This is a genomic window from Streptomyces sp. NPDC048297 (assembly GCF_043201585.1).
Taxonomy (GTDB): domain Bacteria; phylum Actinomycetota; class Actinomycetes; order Streptomycetales; family Streptomycetaceae; genus Streptomyces.
The window spans coordinates 24540-39305 of the sequence record NZ_JBICZA010000022.1; the positions used below are offsets into that span (position 1 = coordinate 24540).

The window sequence follows — 14766 nt, forward strand, 5'->3', positions numbered from 1 at the left end:
TGGCGCCTACGCTGCGGAGGCATGAACGAGAGGCAGTCGAAGGTCGCGGTGGTGACAGGGGGCGGGTCCGGGATCGGGCGGGCCGTTGCCGGGGAGTTGATGCGGGGCGGGTGGTCGGTGGTCCTGGGGGGCCGAAGGGCCGAGACGCTGGAGGAGACGGCGGCGCTGGTGCCGGGGGCCTGCGCGCTGGCCGTGCGGACGGACGTGTCGCGGCCCGAGGACGTGGAGGCGCTGTTCACGGCGGCGGTCGAGCGGTTCGGGCGGATCGACCTGCTGTTCAACAACGCGGGGACGTTCGGGCCCGGCGGGGTCCCCGTGGAGGACCTGTCGTACGACGCCTGGCGGCACGTGGTGGACACCAACCTCAACGGAGCGTTCCTGTGCGCGCAGGCGGCGTACCGGCGCATGAAGGAGCAGGACCCGCAGGGCGGCCGGATCATCAACAACGGTTCGATCTCCGCGCACACACCCCGTCCGCACTCGGTCGCCTACACGGCGACCAAGCACGCGCTGACCGGCCTGACCAAGTCGCTGTCCCTGGACGGGCGGCCGTACGGCATCGCGGTCGGCCAGATCGACATCGGCAACGCGGCCACCGACATGACGGCCCGGATGCGGACCGGGGCGCTCCAGGCCAACGGGGAGACCGTCCCGGAACCGGTGATGGACGTGGCCGACGTGGCGCGCACGGTGCGGCACATGGCCGAACTGCCGCTGGCGGCGAACGTGCAGTTCACGACGGTGCTGGCGACGGCGATGCCGTACATCGGGCGGGGCTGAGGCGGGACTCGGGCGGGGCGGAACCCGACACGCCAATCTTCACAAGTGGAGTTTGAGCATCCGCAGTAATGCGGCCGTTCGGGCGCATATGCTCAACTCGCCTCCACAAGAGCTTCACATGTGGAGATGGGGTTCCGCGGCCACACCGAGGGGGGAGGGCGGCGGTCGTTCCACCGAGCCGGAATGGGGGTGGACCCCGCGCGGGACGCGGGGTGCGCACCGGTGGGTGGAACGGCCGCCGCACAAACGGCACGGACATGTACGGCACGGATATGTACGGCACGGATATATAGGGCGCCGGCACAGGCGGCAGCGACATAGCCGGCGCCGGTACAGACGACGCCGCCCTGCGACGGCTCCCTCAGCGCCGGTGCCTGCCGCCGGACTGGGCGACCGTCTTCTTCTCCGGCGCCTCCCGCCGCGTCTCCACCGCCGTCGCGGCCCGCGCCCGGCGCCGCCGCAGCAGCGCCCACGTGCCCGCGCCGAGCAGTGCCGCCGTCCCCGCGGCGCCCTCCGCCAGCCGCAACGGCGAGGGTCCGCCGTTCCTCGCGCCCGGCGCTCCGGTCGCGGCGCGAGCGGCCTTGCTCACCGTTGCCGGGTCCGCGCCCGAGCGTGCCCCGCCCTCGCTGAGCGGCTCGGCGAGCGTGCCGACCGGCTGGGCCGAACGCCCTTGCCCGAAGCCCCAGTCGAGCAGCGCGGCGCTCTGCTCGTACACCGCGTTGTTGCCCGTGCTGGGGTGCATCACGGTGACCAGCAGGGTGCGGCCGCCCCGGGTGGCGGCTCCGGTGAACGTGTTGCCCGCGTGGCTGGTGTAGCCGTTCTTCACCCCGATGAGACCGGAGTACGTGCCGAGCCCCCACGCTCCCGTGAGCAGGCGGTCGGTGTTCTGGATCTGGAAGGTCTTCCTGCCCCCCGCCGGGAAGTCGGCGGTCCGTGTGCCGCAGTAGCCGCGGAAGTCGGGGCTCTTGAGGCCGTGCCGGGCGAACAGGGTGAGGTCGTACGCCGAGGAGAGCTGGCCGGGGTGGTCGAAGCCGTCGGGGCTGACCACATGGGTGTCGAGGGCCTGCAGGTCCTCGGCCCTTGCCTGCATCTCGGCGACCGTCTTCGCTACGCCGCCGTTCATGTGGGCGAGCACATGGACCGCGTCGTTCCCGGAGCGCAGGAACACGCCCTGCCACAACTGCTCGACGGTGTACGTGGTGCCCGCCCTGATACCGACGAGGCTGGAGCCGAACGGGATGTCCGCCAGGTCCGCCTCGGTGACCTTGTACCGCTGGTGCCGGTCGAACTTCGCCAGCACGGTGTCCGCGAACAGCATCTTCAGCGTGGACGCGGGCGGGAGCCGCCGGTGCGCGTTGAACGAGGCGAGCACCTCCCCGCTCCCGGCGTCGGCGAGGACCCACGCCTGGGCGGTGAGCTTCCCGGGCACTCCGCCGGCACCCCGCACCTGGATCCCGCCCCGGGCCAGCCGCCCGCCACCGATCGCGGAGGTCACGGAGGTCGCGGTGGTCACCGAGGTCCGGGAGTTCGCGGAGGTCTCGGAGGCGGCGGCGGTGCCGGACGCGGACAGGGGGAGGGCGGCGGCCGTCAACCCGAGGACGGCACGTCGGCTGAGCTGGGAACATTCGCGCACCAGGGGACCGTACACCGACCGCCGTGACGAAAATGTGACCGAGAACTCCCCTTTCACAGCCCTGGGACATCCTTTACCCGCAGGACCTGGAAGGTTCATCCGCGGCAGGCCGTGTGAGGTCTGGCTCACATCACCTACTCACTTCACCGGCCCACATCACCGGCTTACATCACCAACTCACGTCACCGGCTCACTTCACGGGTGCGCGGGCTGCGGGCCCACAGCCAGGCGAGGGCGCCCTGAGCGAGGGTGCGTCCGTCGCCGGTGAGGATCTCGCGCAGCGCCTCGACCCGCTCCAGCCACCGCGGGTCGACGCCGGAGCCGTCGTCGGCGAAGCCCTGGAGCCAGCCCGGCGGACGGCTGCGGATGTCCCCCGCCTCCAGCGGGCCCGGCCGCTTCCCGGCGAGCACCCCCATGGCGAGGGGGCTGCGGACGACGCTCGCCAACTCCAGCCGCTCGCACAGCTCGACGAGGCGGGGCGCGTCCTGGAGCACGTTGAGCGCGTGCTGTACGGCCGTGCAGTGGGGCCCTCGGCGAAGACGGCGGCGCGGGCCGGGTCGTCGGTGCTCCAGGCGTAGGCCCGGATGAGCCCCTCGCCGACGAACTCCTCGCACAGGTCGCGGAGTTCGACGGCGCGCTCCGGATCGGCGTCGGAGATGTGGAGCTGGTACAGGTCGACGTGGTCGGTGCCGAGGCGGCGCAGGGAGGCGGTGAGAGCGCGGCGGGCGTACTCCGGGGTGTCGTCGGTGCCCATGAGGGTGCGGGTGCCGGCGTCGAAGACGTTGCCCCACTTGGTGGCGATGACGACCTGGTCCCGGTGGCCGTGCAGCGCGCGGCCCAGGATCTCCTCGCTGTGGCCCGTACCTCCCCCACTCTCGGCTTCGCTCGAGCGGGGGGACCCCCGGCATCGGCGGTGTCGAAGAAGGTCACGCCCAGTTCGAGCGCCCGCCGGATCGCCCGTACGGACTCCTCGTCGTCGACCTTCCCCCATCCGCGCGGCTGTCCGTCGGGGCCCTGGACCTCTCCGCCGATGGCCCAGCAGCCGAATCCGAGGGCACTCACGTCGATCCCGCCGCGCCCCAGTGTCCTGGTGACGGTCCTGGTGGTCTCCATACCGAAGGACACCAGGAGTTGAAGTGCACACCAGGACAAGGCTCACGCGCCGGCGATTTCCACGACCCCGACTCCACGCCTCCGGCTTCACGACCCCGAGTTCACGCCTCCGGCTTCACGCCTCGGACTTCACGCCTCACCGGTCTCGAACCGGGAGATCCGTCCGTCGTCCGCGACCGTGAAGTCCCACTTGGTGCGCATCTCGCCCCAGGTGTCGTTGCTGTAGCGGGCGACCAGGGAACGGCCGCCGTGGGACTCCTTGTCGACCTCCATGTGGCCGTGCGAGGAGAAGATCTCCTCGTCGATCCAGTCCGCGAGGTCGCGGTCGGAGCCGTCGTCGGCCATGGTCGCGTCGGGCGCGAGGAGAGACAGGAAGCGCTCGCGGTCGTGGGAGTTGACGGCGGTCACGAAGGCGCGGACGGCCGGGTCACTGAGCTTGGCTGGCTGAATGGGCATGGCGCCAGGCTCACACCGCTCCCCCGCACCCGCCACCCGAACGCCGTCCAGGACGGGCCCGGCCGGACCCGGGGTGCGACGGTGGACACGCGGCGGAGCACCGCGCGCCCGCCGCGCACCCCCTCTCACCTGCCCATGTCCATCCGCTGCCGGGGAGTCACCGTGACCTGTTACGACCGACGAGATCTGGGCCTGCTGCTGCTCCGGCTGGGGACGGGCGGGGTGCTGGCCGCGCACGGCACGCAGAAGCTGTTCGGCTGGTTCGGCGGGCACGGCATCGAGGGCACCGGTCAGTTCATGGAGTCCGTCGGCTACGCGCCCGGCAGGCAGAGCGCGATGGCGGCGGGCCTCGCGGAGGCGGGCGGCGGCGCGCTGCTCGCGCTGGGCCTCGCGACCCCGGCGGCGGGCGCGGCAGCGGCCGGCGCGATGGCCGGCGCGGCGGCGGTCCACGTGCCCAACGGCTTCTTCGCCCAGTCGGGTGGCTACGAGTACGCGGCCGGCCTCGGTCTCACCGCCGCCGGACTCGCCGTCGCCGGCCCCGGCCGCCTCTCCCTCGACCACGCCTTCGGCCATGTCTTCGACCGGGGCTGGATGGTTCCGGTGGCGCTGGGGGTGACGGCAACGGCGACGGCGCTGGTGGTGGGGGCGCGCAACCGGCGGGTGCGGCAGCGGACGGAGGGGGAGCAGGAGGCGCTCTTCGACGAGTAAGCGCTCCGCTGGGGGGCGAGCGTGTCGGGGGTGTGCGCGTTGATCCGGTGCGAAAGCTGCGGAGCTGCGGGCTGGCTGCGGCTGGGCGTCGAGTGCGAAAGCTGCGGGTCGGGTGTGGCTGGGCGCGCAGTTCCCCGCGACCCTTTCGGGGTGCCGGACCCTGAGGGCGATGGACCGGTGGGGGCGATCTGGATCGCGTTCGGTCCTCGTGACACGTGCGTGACCGGTCGGATGTGGCTGGGCGCGCGGTTCCCCGCGACCCTTTCGGGGTGCCGGACCCTGAGGGCGATGGACCGGTGGGGGCGATCTGGAGCGCGTTCGGTCCTCGTGACACGTGCGTGACCGGTCGGATGTGGCTGGGCGCGCAGTTCCCCGCGACCCTTTCGGGGTGCTGGCCCTGAGGGCGATGGACCGGTGGGGGGCGATCTGGATCGCGTTCGGTCCTCGTGACACATGCGTGACCGGTCGGGTGTGGCTGGGCGCGCGGTTCCCCGCGACCCTTTCGGGGTGCCGGACCCTGAGGGCGATGGATCGGTGGGGGTGATCTGGAGCGCGTTCGGTCCTCGTGACACATGCGTGACCGGTCGGGTGTGGCTGGGCGCGCGGTTCCCCGCGACCCTTTCGGGGTGCTGGCCCTGAGGGAGATGGGCCGAAGGCTGTCGCATACCGGGCGACCCACCTGTCACACGGCTCAAGTCGGCGTCGAGTGGGCGGTCCTAGGGTTGACTGCATGCGGATCTTCGTAACCGGTGGTGCGGGATTCATCGGGTCCCAGTACGTGAGGGCACTGCTGTCCGGCGAGCTTCCGGGGGCGGACGGCGCCCGCGTGACCGTCCTCGACAAACTCGGCCACGGCAGCAACATGCGCAACCTCGAACCGGTCGCCGAGAACCCGGCTTTCCGGTTCGTCCGCGGCGACGTCTGCGACGCGGAACTCGTCGACGAGATCGTGCGCGGGCACGACGCCGTCGTCCATTTCGCGGCCGAGTCGCACGTCGACCGGTCGATCGACGACGCCCGTCCGTTCGTGACGACGAACGTCCTCGGCACCCAGGTGCTGCTGGACGCCGCCCGGCGGCACGGGATCGGGCGTTTCCTGCACGTCTCCACGGACGAGGTCTACGGCTCCATAGCGGCCGGTTCGTGGACCGAGGCGCAGCCGCTGGCCCCCAACTCGCCGTACGCGGCGTCCAAGGCGGGCTCCGACCTGCTGGTGCTGTCCGCGCACCGGACGCACGGGCTGGACGTCGTGATCACCCGGTGCTCCAACAACTACGGCCCCTACCAGAACCCGGAGAAGGTCATCCCGCTGTTCGTGACGAACCTGCTGCGCGGGCGGCGGGTCCCGTTGTACGGCGAGGGCGACAACGTCCGCGAATGGCTCCATGTCGCGGACCACTGCCTGGCCATTCAACTGGTGCTGCGGGGCGGCAGATCCGGCCACGTCTACAACGTGGGCGGCGGCACGGAACTGACCAACAAGGGACTCACCGCGCTCCTGCTGGAAAGCTGCGGAGCCGGATGGGACATGGTCGAGCGGGTCGCCGACCGGCTCGGCCACGACCAGCGGTACTCGCTGGACATGAGCAAGATACGAGACGAACTCGGTTTCACCCCACGGCAGTCGTTCGAGACGGGCCTCAAGGCCACGGTCGAGTGGTACCGGGAGAACACGTCCTGGTGGAACCGGTAGAAGTCCGCCGGCATGCGGATCGGATCCGGCTGGGCGGTACGCGTCCGGAATCCGACCCTGTTCGAGCGGCACGCGAGCGGTATTCGAGCGATCGTCAAGCGCCGCACCGTAATCCTGTGAGAGATCGACCTTCGGTCTTATCACGATGCACAAAAGGGGACAATCAATATGGCTGACCAGAAATTCCCGGTGACCGGCAAGGAAGTGCGGCTGGCGCGCTATGCCGAGAACCAGCCGACGAAGGACGACTTCGAGATCGTCGACGTGGAGGTCACCGAGCCCGCGTCCGGCAACGTCGTGGTGCACAACGTGTACCTGCAGGTGACCGCCGTCATGCGCGACCTGATGACGGAGGAGCCGGGGCTGCCGATGATGCCGCCCTACAAGGTCGGCGAGCGGCCGTGGGGCGGTGCCGTCGGCGTCGTCGTCGCCTCGGCGAGCCCCGACCTGGCCGTCGGTGACACCGTGCAGCACATGGACGGCTGGACCGACTACTCCACCGGTCCCGCCTCCCAGTACTTCAAGGTCGAGGCCTCCTGGTTCCCCGGCCCCGAGTACTTCCTGAACCAGGGCATCACGGCCTACCACGGCATGGCCGACGTCGCCGAGGTCGGCGAGGGCGACGTCGTGTTCGTGTCGAACGCGGCCGGCGGTGTCGGCTCGCTCGCCGGCCAGATCGCCAAGGCCCGCGGCGCCAAGCGGGTCATCGGCTCGGCCGGCAGCGCCGAGAAGGTCGAGTACCTCACCAAGGAACTCGGCTACGACGCGGCGTTCGACTACCACGACGGCCCCGTGCTCGACCGGCTCCGGGAACTCGCCCCCGACGGGATCGACGTCTTCTTCGACCTGGTCGGCGGGGAGCAGTTCGAGGCCGCCGTGCAGGCGGCGGCGCAGGGCGCGCGGTTCGCGCTGTGCGGGACGGTGTCCGCGCAGACGGGCAACGCCGAGGGTGCCTTCCCGCGGCTGGACATCATGGCCGGCATCATCCGGCAGATCGTCATCAAGCCGTTCTCGACGTACCACACGCCTGAGCAGATCCAGGCGTGGACGCAGCACTTCGCGCAGTGGCTGCAGGAAGGAAAGATCGTCCTGCCGTACACCGTGGTGGAGGGCGGCGTGAGCGCCGCTCCCGAGGCTCTCGTCGCGCTGCTCGGCGGTGCCTACAAGGGCAACGTGCTCGTCAAGATCTCTGAAGGCTGACACCGGGCGGGTCGGGACTGCACACCGGGAACCGGGTGCAGTCCACTCGCATCTTCGAATCAGGAGTTGCCTCCGATGACCTATCAGATGGCACTGGACGCCCCCGTCAGGGCGCGACGGGCCGGACTCGTACTCGCGGTGTGCTGCCTCGGGCAGCTGATGGTGATCCTCGACTCGTCGATCGTGAACGTCGCCATCCCGTCCATCCAGAGCGCGCTGCACTTCACGCCCGGCAGCCTGACCTGGGTCTACGACGGATACCTGATCCCGTTCGCGGGCTTCCTGCTCTTCTCCGGGCGGATGGTGGACCTCTACGGGGGCCGCCGTCTCTTACTCATCGGCCTCGGCGTGTTCACGGTGTTCAGCCTCGTCGGCGGCATCGCGACGAACGCGGCGACGCTGGTGCTCGGCCGGGCCGGGCAGGGCTTCGGCGGCGCGATCATCGCGTCCTCCGCGCTGGCCGTGCTGACCTCCACGTTCACCGAGCCGACCGAGCGGGCGAAGGCGCTCGCGCTGTGGGGCGCGGCGTCCGGGAGCGGCGGGGCGATCGGCGTCCTCAGCGGCGGGGCGATCGTCGAATGGATGTCGTGGCGCTGGGTCTTCCTCGTCAACGTGCCGCTCGGCCTGCTGATCGCGGGCCTGGCGGTCGCGTCGGTCGGTACGACTCCCGGCGGCGGCTCGGGCGCGCAGGCGAAGGAGACGAAGCCGAAGCAGCAGACGAAGCTCGACGTGCTCGGCTCCGTGTCGGTCACGCTGGGCATCGCCGCGCTCGTCTACGGGCTCGCCGAGGGCCAGCGTTACGGCTGGGGTTCGGCGCGCATCGTCTCGGCACTGGCGATCGGCGTCGTGCTGCTCGCGGTGTTCGTGCTCGACCAGGCCAAGCTGGCCGAGCAGCCGCTGATGGACCTGCGCCTGTTCCGCAACCGTTCGGTGTGGGCGGCCAACGTCACGATGCTGGCCTTCGGGGCGGCGCTGCCCGCGACGTTCTACTTCCTGACGCTGCTGTACCAGTCGGTGCTCCACTACAGCGCCATCCGTACCGGGCTGGTGTTCCTGCCGCTGACGGTGTGCGCGTTCATCGGTGCCGCCGCGTCCTCGGTGATCGCGCCGCGGACCGGTCCCCGGCCGATGATGCTGGCCGGGCTCGTGCCGATGATCGCCGGCCTGGTGTGGCAGTCGGCGGCGGACGAGCACGCCACCTATGTCGCCGATCTGCTGGGCCCGAGCCTGCTGTTCGGCCTGGGGCTCGGCATCGTGGTGACGTCGGTGGCGGGCGCGGCGACGGCGGGTGTGCCGGAGGACAAGCAGGGTCTGGCCTCGGGCGTGCTGAACACCTCGCAGTCGCTGGGCGGTGCGGCCGGCCTCGCGGTCATGGTCGCGGTGGCCCAGGCCCGTACCGCGCACGTCGCGGGTGAGAGTGGTCCGGACGCGCATGCGTTCGCGGCCGGTTACGCGGCCGCGTTCCTCGCGACCGGCGTGCTGCTCGCCCTCAGCCTCGTGTCCGCGGCGGCGGTGCCGCGCGAGACCCGGTAGGTCCCGCGTCGTACGGCGGCGTACGACGCCGTACGACGCGGGACCAAGCCGAACCACGCCGTACCACGCACGGAAGAGCCCGCCCGGCGCACAGCGCACCGGGCGGGCTTTTCCGTGTCACGGCCCGCGGACGGCGCGTTGTCACGGGTTCCGGGCGGTGGCGCCTTGTCACCGGCTCCGGAGGGCGCCCTGTCATCGGCTCCGGGGGGCGCCTTGCCACCGGTTCCGGACGGGCGTCCTTGTCGCCGGTTCCGGATGGCGCCTACCCGGCCTCGATCGGCCCTATAGGCACCGTCATTAGCTTTCAAGACATGCGAGGCATCATCCTGGCCGGCGGAACCGGCTCCCGACTGTGGCCGATCACCCAGGCCATGTCGAAACAGCTCATGCCCGTGTTCGACAAGCCGATGATCTATTACCCCCTGTGCACCCTGGTGCTGGCGGGCGTGCGAGACATCCTCGTCATCACGACGCCGTCCGACCGGGACTCCTTCGAACGGCTGCTGGGCGACGGCGCGCAACTGGGCCTGCGGATCCAGTACGCGACGCAGCCCAGGCCCGGAGGGATCGCGCAGGCCTTCCTGATAGGCGCGGACTTCATCGGGGACGAGCCGGTCGCGCTCGTCCTCGGCGACAACATCTTCCACGGCGTCGGTCTGGGCGACCAGCTCAAGGCGCACGCCTCCCCTCAGGGCGGTCACATCTTCGCCTACCCGGTGGCGAACCCGGGCGACTTCGGCGTCCTGGACTTCGACAGCGAAGGGCGCGTCCTGTCCATCGAGGAGAAACCGGCCCACCCCAAATCGCGGTACGTGGTGCCGGGCCTCTACTTCTACGACAACCGTGTGGTCGACATCGCCCGGTCCCTGCGGCCCAGCGCGCGCGGCGAGCTGGAGATCACCGAGGTGAACCAGGTGTACCTGCGGCGCGACGAGCTCAAGGTCACCGTCCTCGACCGCGGCACCGTCTGGCTCGACACCGGGACCTTCGCCTCGCTGGTGCAGGCGTCGGAGTTCGTCCGGGTGATCGAGGAGCGGCAGGGGCTGAAGATCGGCTGCGTGGAGGAGGCGGCCTGGCGCAACGGGCTCATCGGCAACGACCGGCTCCGCGAGCTGGCGGTGCCGCTCCTGTCCAGCGGCTACGGCGCGTACCTGATGGGGCTGCTCGACGCCGCCGCCGAAGAGATCCGGCGGCCGGTCCCGGTCGGCGCCGGCGCCACCCGCTGACCAGACACCGGCCGGCCAGACACCGGCTGACACGACATCAGCCGACCAGACATCAACTGGCCAGACATCGGCCGACAAGTCACCGGCCGACAAGGAGACCCGATGGACTTCGAAGAACTCGGCATCGAGGGCGTCCACCTCGTCACGCCGCGGGTGTTCGACGACCCGCGCGGCGCGTTCCTGGAACTGTTCGTCGGCGACCGGCTGGCCGGGGCGACCGGCCGGCCGATGGACGTGGCGCAGGTCAACTGCTCGGTCTCGCGCCGCGGAACGATCCGCGGCATCCACCTCACGGCGTCCCCGCCCGGTGAGGCGAAGTACGTGACGTGCGTGAGCGGCGCGATCGTCGACGTCGTCGTCGACGTGCGCGTCGGCTCCCCCACCTACGGCGCGTCCCTCGCGATCCCGCTGGACGACCGGCGGCGCCAGGCCGTGTACATCGCCGACGGGCTCGGCCACGGCTTCGCGGCGGTCAGCGACACCGCGGTGGTCACGTACCTGTGCGACAGCGTCTACACCCCCGCGAAGGCGATCTCGATCAACCCGCTGGACCCGCGGCTCGCCCTGCCGTGGCCCGCCATGGACGACGTCGTCCTGTCCGACAAGGACCGGGACGCGCCGTCGCTGGCACAGACGGAGGCCCTCGGCGTGCTGCCGCGCTACGCGGACCTCCGCGCAAGGACTCCGGTCAGCTCCCGCGCATGACCGGACGGTCATCGGCGAGCACGACGACGACAGCAGGAACAGGAGCACTCATGAAGAGGCACATCGCCTTCCTGAACATCCCCGCGGCCGGCCATGTCACACCGACGCTGGCCGTGGTCGAGGAGCTGGTCCGGCGCGGCCACAAGGTCAGCTATCTGGCCGCCGACGGCTTCGCCGAGCGCATCGCCTCCACCGGCGCCGAGATCATCCCGTACACCACGACCCTCGACCCGCGCACGATCGCGCCGACCGGTGCGGAGGACTGGCTGGCCCGCGTGCTGCTCGGCGCGGTCCGGGAGGCGGCGGCCACGGCGCCGGGCCTTGAGGCCCACTTCGGCGACGATCTGCCGGACTGCCTCGTCTACGACATCTCGATGCAGTTCCTCGGCCGTGTGATGGCGCGCAAGCTCGGTGTGCCGGGCATCCAGCTCTACCCGGTCCTCGCCTCCCACCAGTACTTCTCCGAGGCGGAGAGCGCCGCGGAGGGCATGTTCGGTGAACTGACCCGCGAGCTGCGGGCGTTCGCCGACGAGCACGGGCTCGGCGACGTCCCGCTGGACGAGCTGATGGCGGACGCGGCCTGCAACATCTCCTTCATGCCGCGGGAGTTCCAGTCGGACGCCGACTCCTTCCCCGAGGACCGGTACACGTTCGTCGGGATCCCGCTGCGGGAGAGCGACCTTCAGGGCACCTGGCGGCCGTCCAGCGACAAGCCGGTGGTGCTGATCTCCCTGGGCACGACCTTCAACACCCAGCCCGAGTTCTTCGCGATGTGCGCCAAGGCCTTCGAGGGGCTGCCCTGGCACGTGGTGATCGCGGCGGGCCCCGGCGTCGACCTGGACGCGGTGGGCGAGCTGCCGCCCAACGCCGAGATCCACTCGTGGCTGACGCTGCAGGCGGTGCTGGAGCACGCCGGCGCGTTCGTGTGCCACGGCGGCGCGGGCAACACCATGAACGCCCTGTACGCGGGGGTGCCGCTGGTGTCCGTGCCGCACAACGGTGACTCGGAGATGATCGCCGCCCGCACGGGCGAGCTGCGGCTCGGCCGCGTCCTGGACCCCGAGGAGGTGACCCCCGAGACCCTCCGCAAGGCCGTCCTGGAGGTCGCCGACGACGAGACCGTACAGGCCAACCTGCGGGACATGCGCAGGTACATGCAGAAGGCGGGCGGCGCCCCGCGCGCGGCCGACACGATCCTCGGCCACATCGACTCCGTGCCGAAGTGAGCGCCGGTACCCACAGACACCGGCTGATGCCGACGGATGCCGGCTGACGCCGACAGACACCGGCCGATGCCGACAGACACCGACAGGAGAAGGCGATGGACCTGAACGACATCAACTCGCACGATCTGAGCACCAAGCTCGTCCCGGGCGACCTGTACCTGGAGCTTCAGCAGTTCTACGCGCTGCAGCAGAAGATCCTCGACCGCGGTGACGGCGAGGAGTGGGCGCGCACCTTCACGCCGGACGGGGTGTTCCAGGCCGCCGACATGCCCGAGCCGCTGGTGGGCCGCGAGATCCTCGTCAAGGCGATCGAGCGTCAGACCGGCATGCACGAGGGGCTCATCCTGCGGCACTGGGTCGGGCAGCTGACCGTCGAGCAGCTCGACGACGACACCGTGCGCGCCCAGAGCTACGTCATGGTCTACGTGATCCCCAACCGCACGCTCCTGGACGGGGACGTGCACTTCCGCCACCACACCCTCTGCGACGACGAACTCGTCCGCTCCGCCGACGGGTCCTGGCTCGTGCGGAAGCGTTTCGTCGCCACCGACGGCGCCTACAAGTAAGCCCGCGCGAACCGGAAGGTCGTCACACTCATGCGAAAGATCATCGGCACCGTGGCGTCGGCGGGTCTCCTGGCCGTCGTGGCGGCGGGCGGCGCGTACGCGGACACCTGCCCGGCCTCCCCCAGCCGGCTCGTCGGCAAGTGGGCCGGCACGGTCACCCACGGGGGCACCACCGGGGACATCGACCTCATATTCACGCCGGCCGGCAAGGCGTGCCTCCTCACGTCCGCCGGGGTCAGCGAGGGCACCTGGAAGTACACGGCCACCACCGGCAACTACACCTACAAGATCACCGAGGCGCTGATCGACGGGACCGGCGCCCAGGCCGGCTGGATCTACATCAACCAGGCCACCAGCGGGGCGGTGACCAGCACGTTCACCAGCAGCGGCACCTCGGAGGTGTACGACATTGCGGGCAACTACCAGTTCTCCCAGGTCGCCGACGTCGACGTGCACCGCGTCGCCGGCGCGGCCAGCTGCTGAGGCCGGAAAGACATGATCCCCCTCTTCAAGGTGGCGATGTCCGAGACGGCGTCGGCGCTGGTCGGCCAGGTGCTGGACAGCGGCTACATCGGTCAGGGCGCGAAGGTCGACGCGTTCGAGAGCGCCCTGGCCGAACGGCTGGACACGGAACGGGTGCTGACGGTCAACAGCGCCACGTCCGGGCTGCATCTGGCCCTGCATCTGGTCGCCGAGGAGTCGGGGCGGGACGGCGAGGTCCTGGCGACCGCGCTGACCTGCACCGCGACGAACTGGCCGATCCTCGCCAACGGGATGCGGATCCGCTGGGTGGACACCGACCCGGCGACGCTGAACCTGGACCTGGACGACCTGGCCCGGAAGATCACGCCCGCGACCCGGGCGATCGTCCTCGTGCACTGGGCCGGCTACCCGGTCGACCTGGACCGCCTGGCGCGCGTCCTCGACGAGGCCGAACGCGTGCACGGCGTCCGGCCCCGGGTCATCGAGGACTGCGCGGACGCGTGGGGCGCCACGTACAAGGGCGTCCCGCTCGGCGGGCACGGCAACATCTGCGTCTACAGCTTTCAGGCGATCAAGCACCTCACGACCGGGGACGGCGGCCTGATCGTGCTGCCCGACGACGACCTGCTGGCCCGTGCCCGGCTGCTGCGCTGGTACGGCATCGACCGTGACGGCGGGGCGTCCCGGTTCAAGAACGACATCCCCGCGTACGGCTTCAAGTTCAACATGAACGACATCAACGCGGCGATCGGTCTCGCGAACCTGGAGATCGTCGACGGCCTCGTCGCCCGGCACCGGGAGAACGCGGCGTTCTACGACGCCGAACTGGCCGGTGCGGACGGTCTCGAGACGACCGAGCGGGCCGCCGACCGCGATCCGTCGTTCTGGTACTACTCCGTCAAGGTGGACGACCGCGACGCCTTCGTGCGGCGCATGAAGGAGGCCGGGATCGCCACGAGCGAGGTCCACGAGCGCAACGACGTCTACGGCGCCACCCGGGAGTTCCGGGCACTCCTGCCCGGCCTCGACAGTGTCGCGGAGCGCCACATCGGGATCCCGGTGGGCTGGTGGGTGTCGGACGAGGACCGGGCCCACGTCGTGAAGACCATCAGGGCCGGCTGGTAGGCAGGGCGCGGGAAGGGCGAAGGGGGGAGGGGCTGGAAGCCGATGCGGCTTCCAGCCCCTCCCCCCTTCGCCCTCTGTGAGGCCGAGTCCCTCTGTGAGGTCGAGTCCGAAGGTTCAGTCCTGTCCCGTCAGTTGACGGTCGAGGGCCCGTTCCGTCCGGGTCAGCGGGACGTCCGGGCGCAGCCGCTCCGGGTGCCAGGCCGGCGGGCCGGCCGGAGGGCCGGTGAGTTCCCGGCCCTCGTGACTCTCCGGCAGCCACACGTACATCCGGCCCGCGGCGACGAGCCCGCGGTACAGGGCCCGCAGCACGCGCGGTCCC

The 14766-nt window shown here is 70.8% G+C and carries 14 protein-coding genes and 1 pseudogene; 11 read left to right on the forward strand and 4 right to left on the reverse strand.

Annotated elements, in window-relative coordinates; translation table 11 throughout:
• The first annotated feature begins 21 nt into the window (after positions 1-21).
• Positions 22-780 (forward strand): SDR family oxidoreductase, encoded by a 759-nt coding sequence (locus ACGFYV_RS23645; RefSeq protein WP_393880423.1) that lies wholly within the window; start codon positions 22-24, stop codon positions 778-780.
• A 361-nt stretch (positions 781-1141) separates the two neighbouring features.
• Here ACGFYV_RS23645 and ACGFYV_RS23650 read toward each other — a convergent pair whose 3' ends face one another.
• The 3 genes and pseudogenes from ACGFYV_RS23650 to ACGFYV_RS23660 form a co-directional block, all read right to left on the reverse strand.
• Complete coding sequence (locus ACGFYV_RS23650; RefSeq protein WP_393880424.1) at positions 1142-2413, reverse strand: D-alanyl-D-alanine carboxypeptidase family protein; 1272 nt, start codon at positions 2411-2413, stop codon at positions 1142-1144.
• A 200-nt stretch (positions 2414-2613) separates the two neighbouring features.
• Positions 2614-3526: pseudogene (locus tag ACGFYV_RS23655) on the reverse strand (aldo/keto reductase); the annotation flags it as partial.
• 129 nt (positions 3527-3655) lie between these two features.
• Positions 3656-3982 carry a nuclear transport factor 2 family protein gene (locus ACGFYV_RS23660; RefSeq protein ID WP_393880425.1) on the reverse strand — a complete coding sequence of 109 codons (327 nt, stop codon included), beginning with the start codon at positions 3980-3982 and terminating at the stop codon, positions 3656-3658.
• A 162-nt stretch (positions 3983-4144) separates the two neighbouring features.
• Here ACGFYV_RS23660 and ACGFYV_RS23665 point away from each other — a divergent pair, with 162 nt between their 5' ends.
• From ACGFYV_RS23665 to ACGFYV_RS23710, 10 genes are all read left to right on the forward strand, one after another.
• Complete coding sequence (locus ACGFYV_RS23665) at positions 4145-4690, forward strand: DoxX family protein (RefSeq protein WP_393880426.1); 546 nt, start codon at positions 4145-4147, stop codon at positions 4688-4690.
• 730 nt (positions 4691-5420) lie between these two features.
• Positions 5421-6383, forward strand: coding sequence for a dTDP-glucose 4,6-dehydratase (gene rfbB, locus ACGFYV_RS23670; RefSeq protein WP_393880427.1), 963 nt, complete (start codon positions 5421-5423; stop codon positions 6381-6383).
• Between the two features lie 168 nt (positions 6384-6551).
• Positions 6552-7583, forward strand: coding sequence for a zinc-binding dehydrogenase (locus ACGFYV_RS23675; RefSeq protein ID WP_393880428.1), 1032 nt, complete (start codon positions 6552-6554; stop codon positions 7581-7583).
• 75 nt (positions 7584-7658) lie between these two features.
• Complete coding sequence (locus ACGFYV_RS23680; RefSeq protein ID WP_393880429.1) at positions 7659-9116, forward strand: DHA2 family efflux MFS transporter permease subunit; 1458 nt, start codon at positions 7659-7661, stop codon at positions 9114-9116.
• A gap of 311 nt (positions 9117-9427) precedes the next feature.
• Positions 9428-10342, forward strand: a complete 915-nt coding sequence (gene rfbA / locus ACGFYV_RS23685; RefSeq protein WP_393880430.1) for a glucose-1-phosphate thymidylyltransferase RfbA — start codon at positions 9428-9430, stop codon at positions 10340-10342.
• Positions 10343-10444: 102 nt separating this feature from the next.
• Complete coding sequence (locus ACGFYV_RS23690) at positions 10445-11047, forward strand: dTDP-4-dehydrorhamnose 3,5-epimerase family protein (RefSeq protein WP_393880431.1); 603 nt, start codon at positions 10445-10447, stop codon at positions 11045-11047.
• 50 nt (positions 11048-11097) lie between these two features.
• Positions 11098-12273: a macrolide family glycosyltransferase gene (locus tag ACGFYV_RS23695; protein WP_393880432.1), complete on the forward strand. Its 1176-nt coding sequence runs from the start codon at positions 11098-11100 to the stop codon at positions 12271-12273.
• A gap of 95 nt (positions 12274-12368) precedes the next feature.
• Positions 12369-12839, forward strand: a complete 471-nt coding sequence (locus ACGFYV_RS23700) for a nuclear transport factor 2 family protein (protein ID WP_393880433.1) — start codon at positions 12369-12371, stop codon at positions 12837-12839.
• A 30-nt stretch (positions 12840-12869) separates the two neighbouring features.
• Positions 12870-13322, forward strand: a complete 453-nt coding sequence (locus tag ACGFYV_RS23705) for a hypothetical protein (RefSeq protein WP_393880434.1) — start codon at positions 12870-12872, stop codon at positions 13320-13322.
• Between the two features lie 12 nt (positions 13323-13334).
• Complete coding sequence (locus tag ACGFYV_RS23710) at positions 13335-14447, forward strand: DegT/DnrJ/EryC1/StrS family aminotransferase (protein ID WP_393880435.1); 1113 nt, start codon at positions 13335-13337, stop codon at positions 14445-14447.
• Positions 14448-14561: 114 nt separating this feature from the next.
• Here the strand turns inward: ACGFYV_RS23710 and ACGFYV_RS23715 are convergent, their stop codons facing one another.
• The gene (locus tag ACGFYV_RS23715; protein ID WP_393880436.1) at positions 14562-14756 is read right to left on the reverse strand and encodes a DUF6059 family protein; all 195 of its coding nucleotides are present in this window, start codon (positions 14754-14756) and stop codon (positions 14562-14564) included.
• Positions 14757-14766 lie beyond the last annotated feature (10 nt).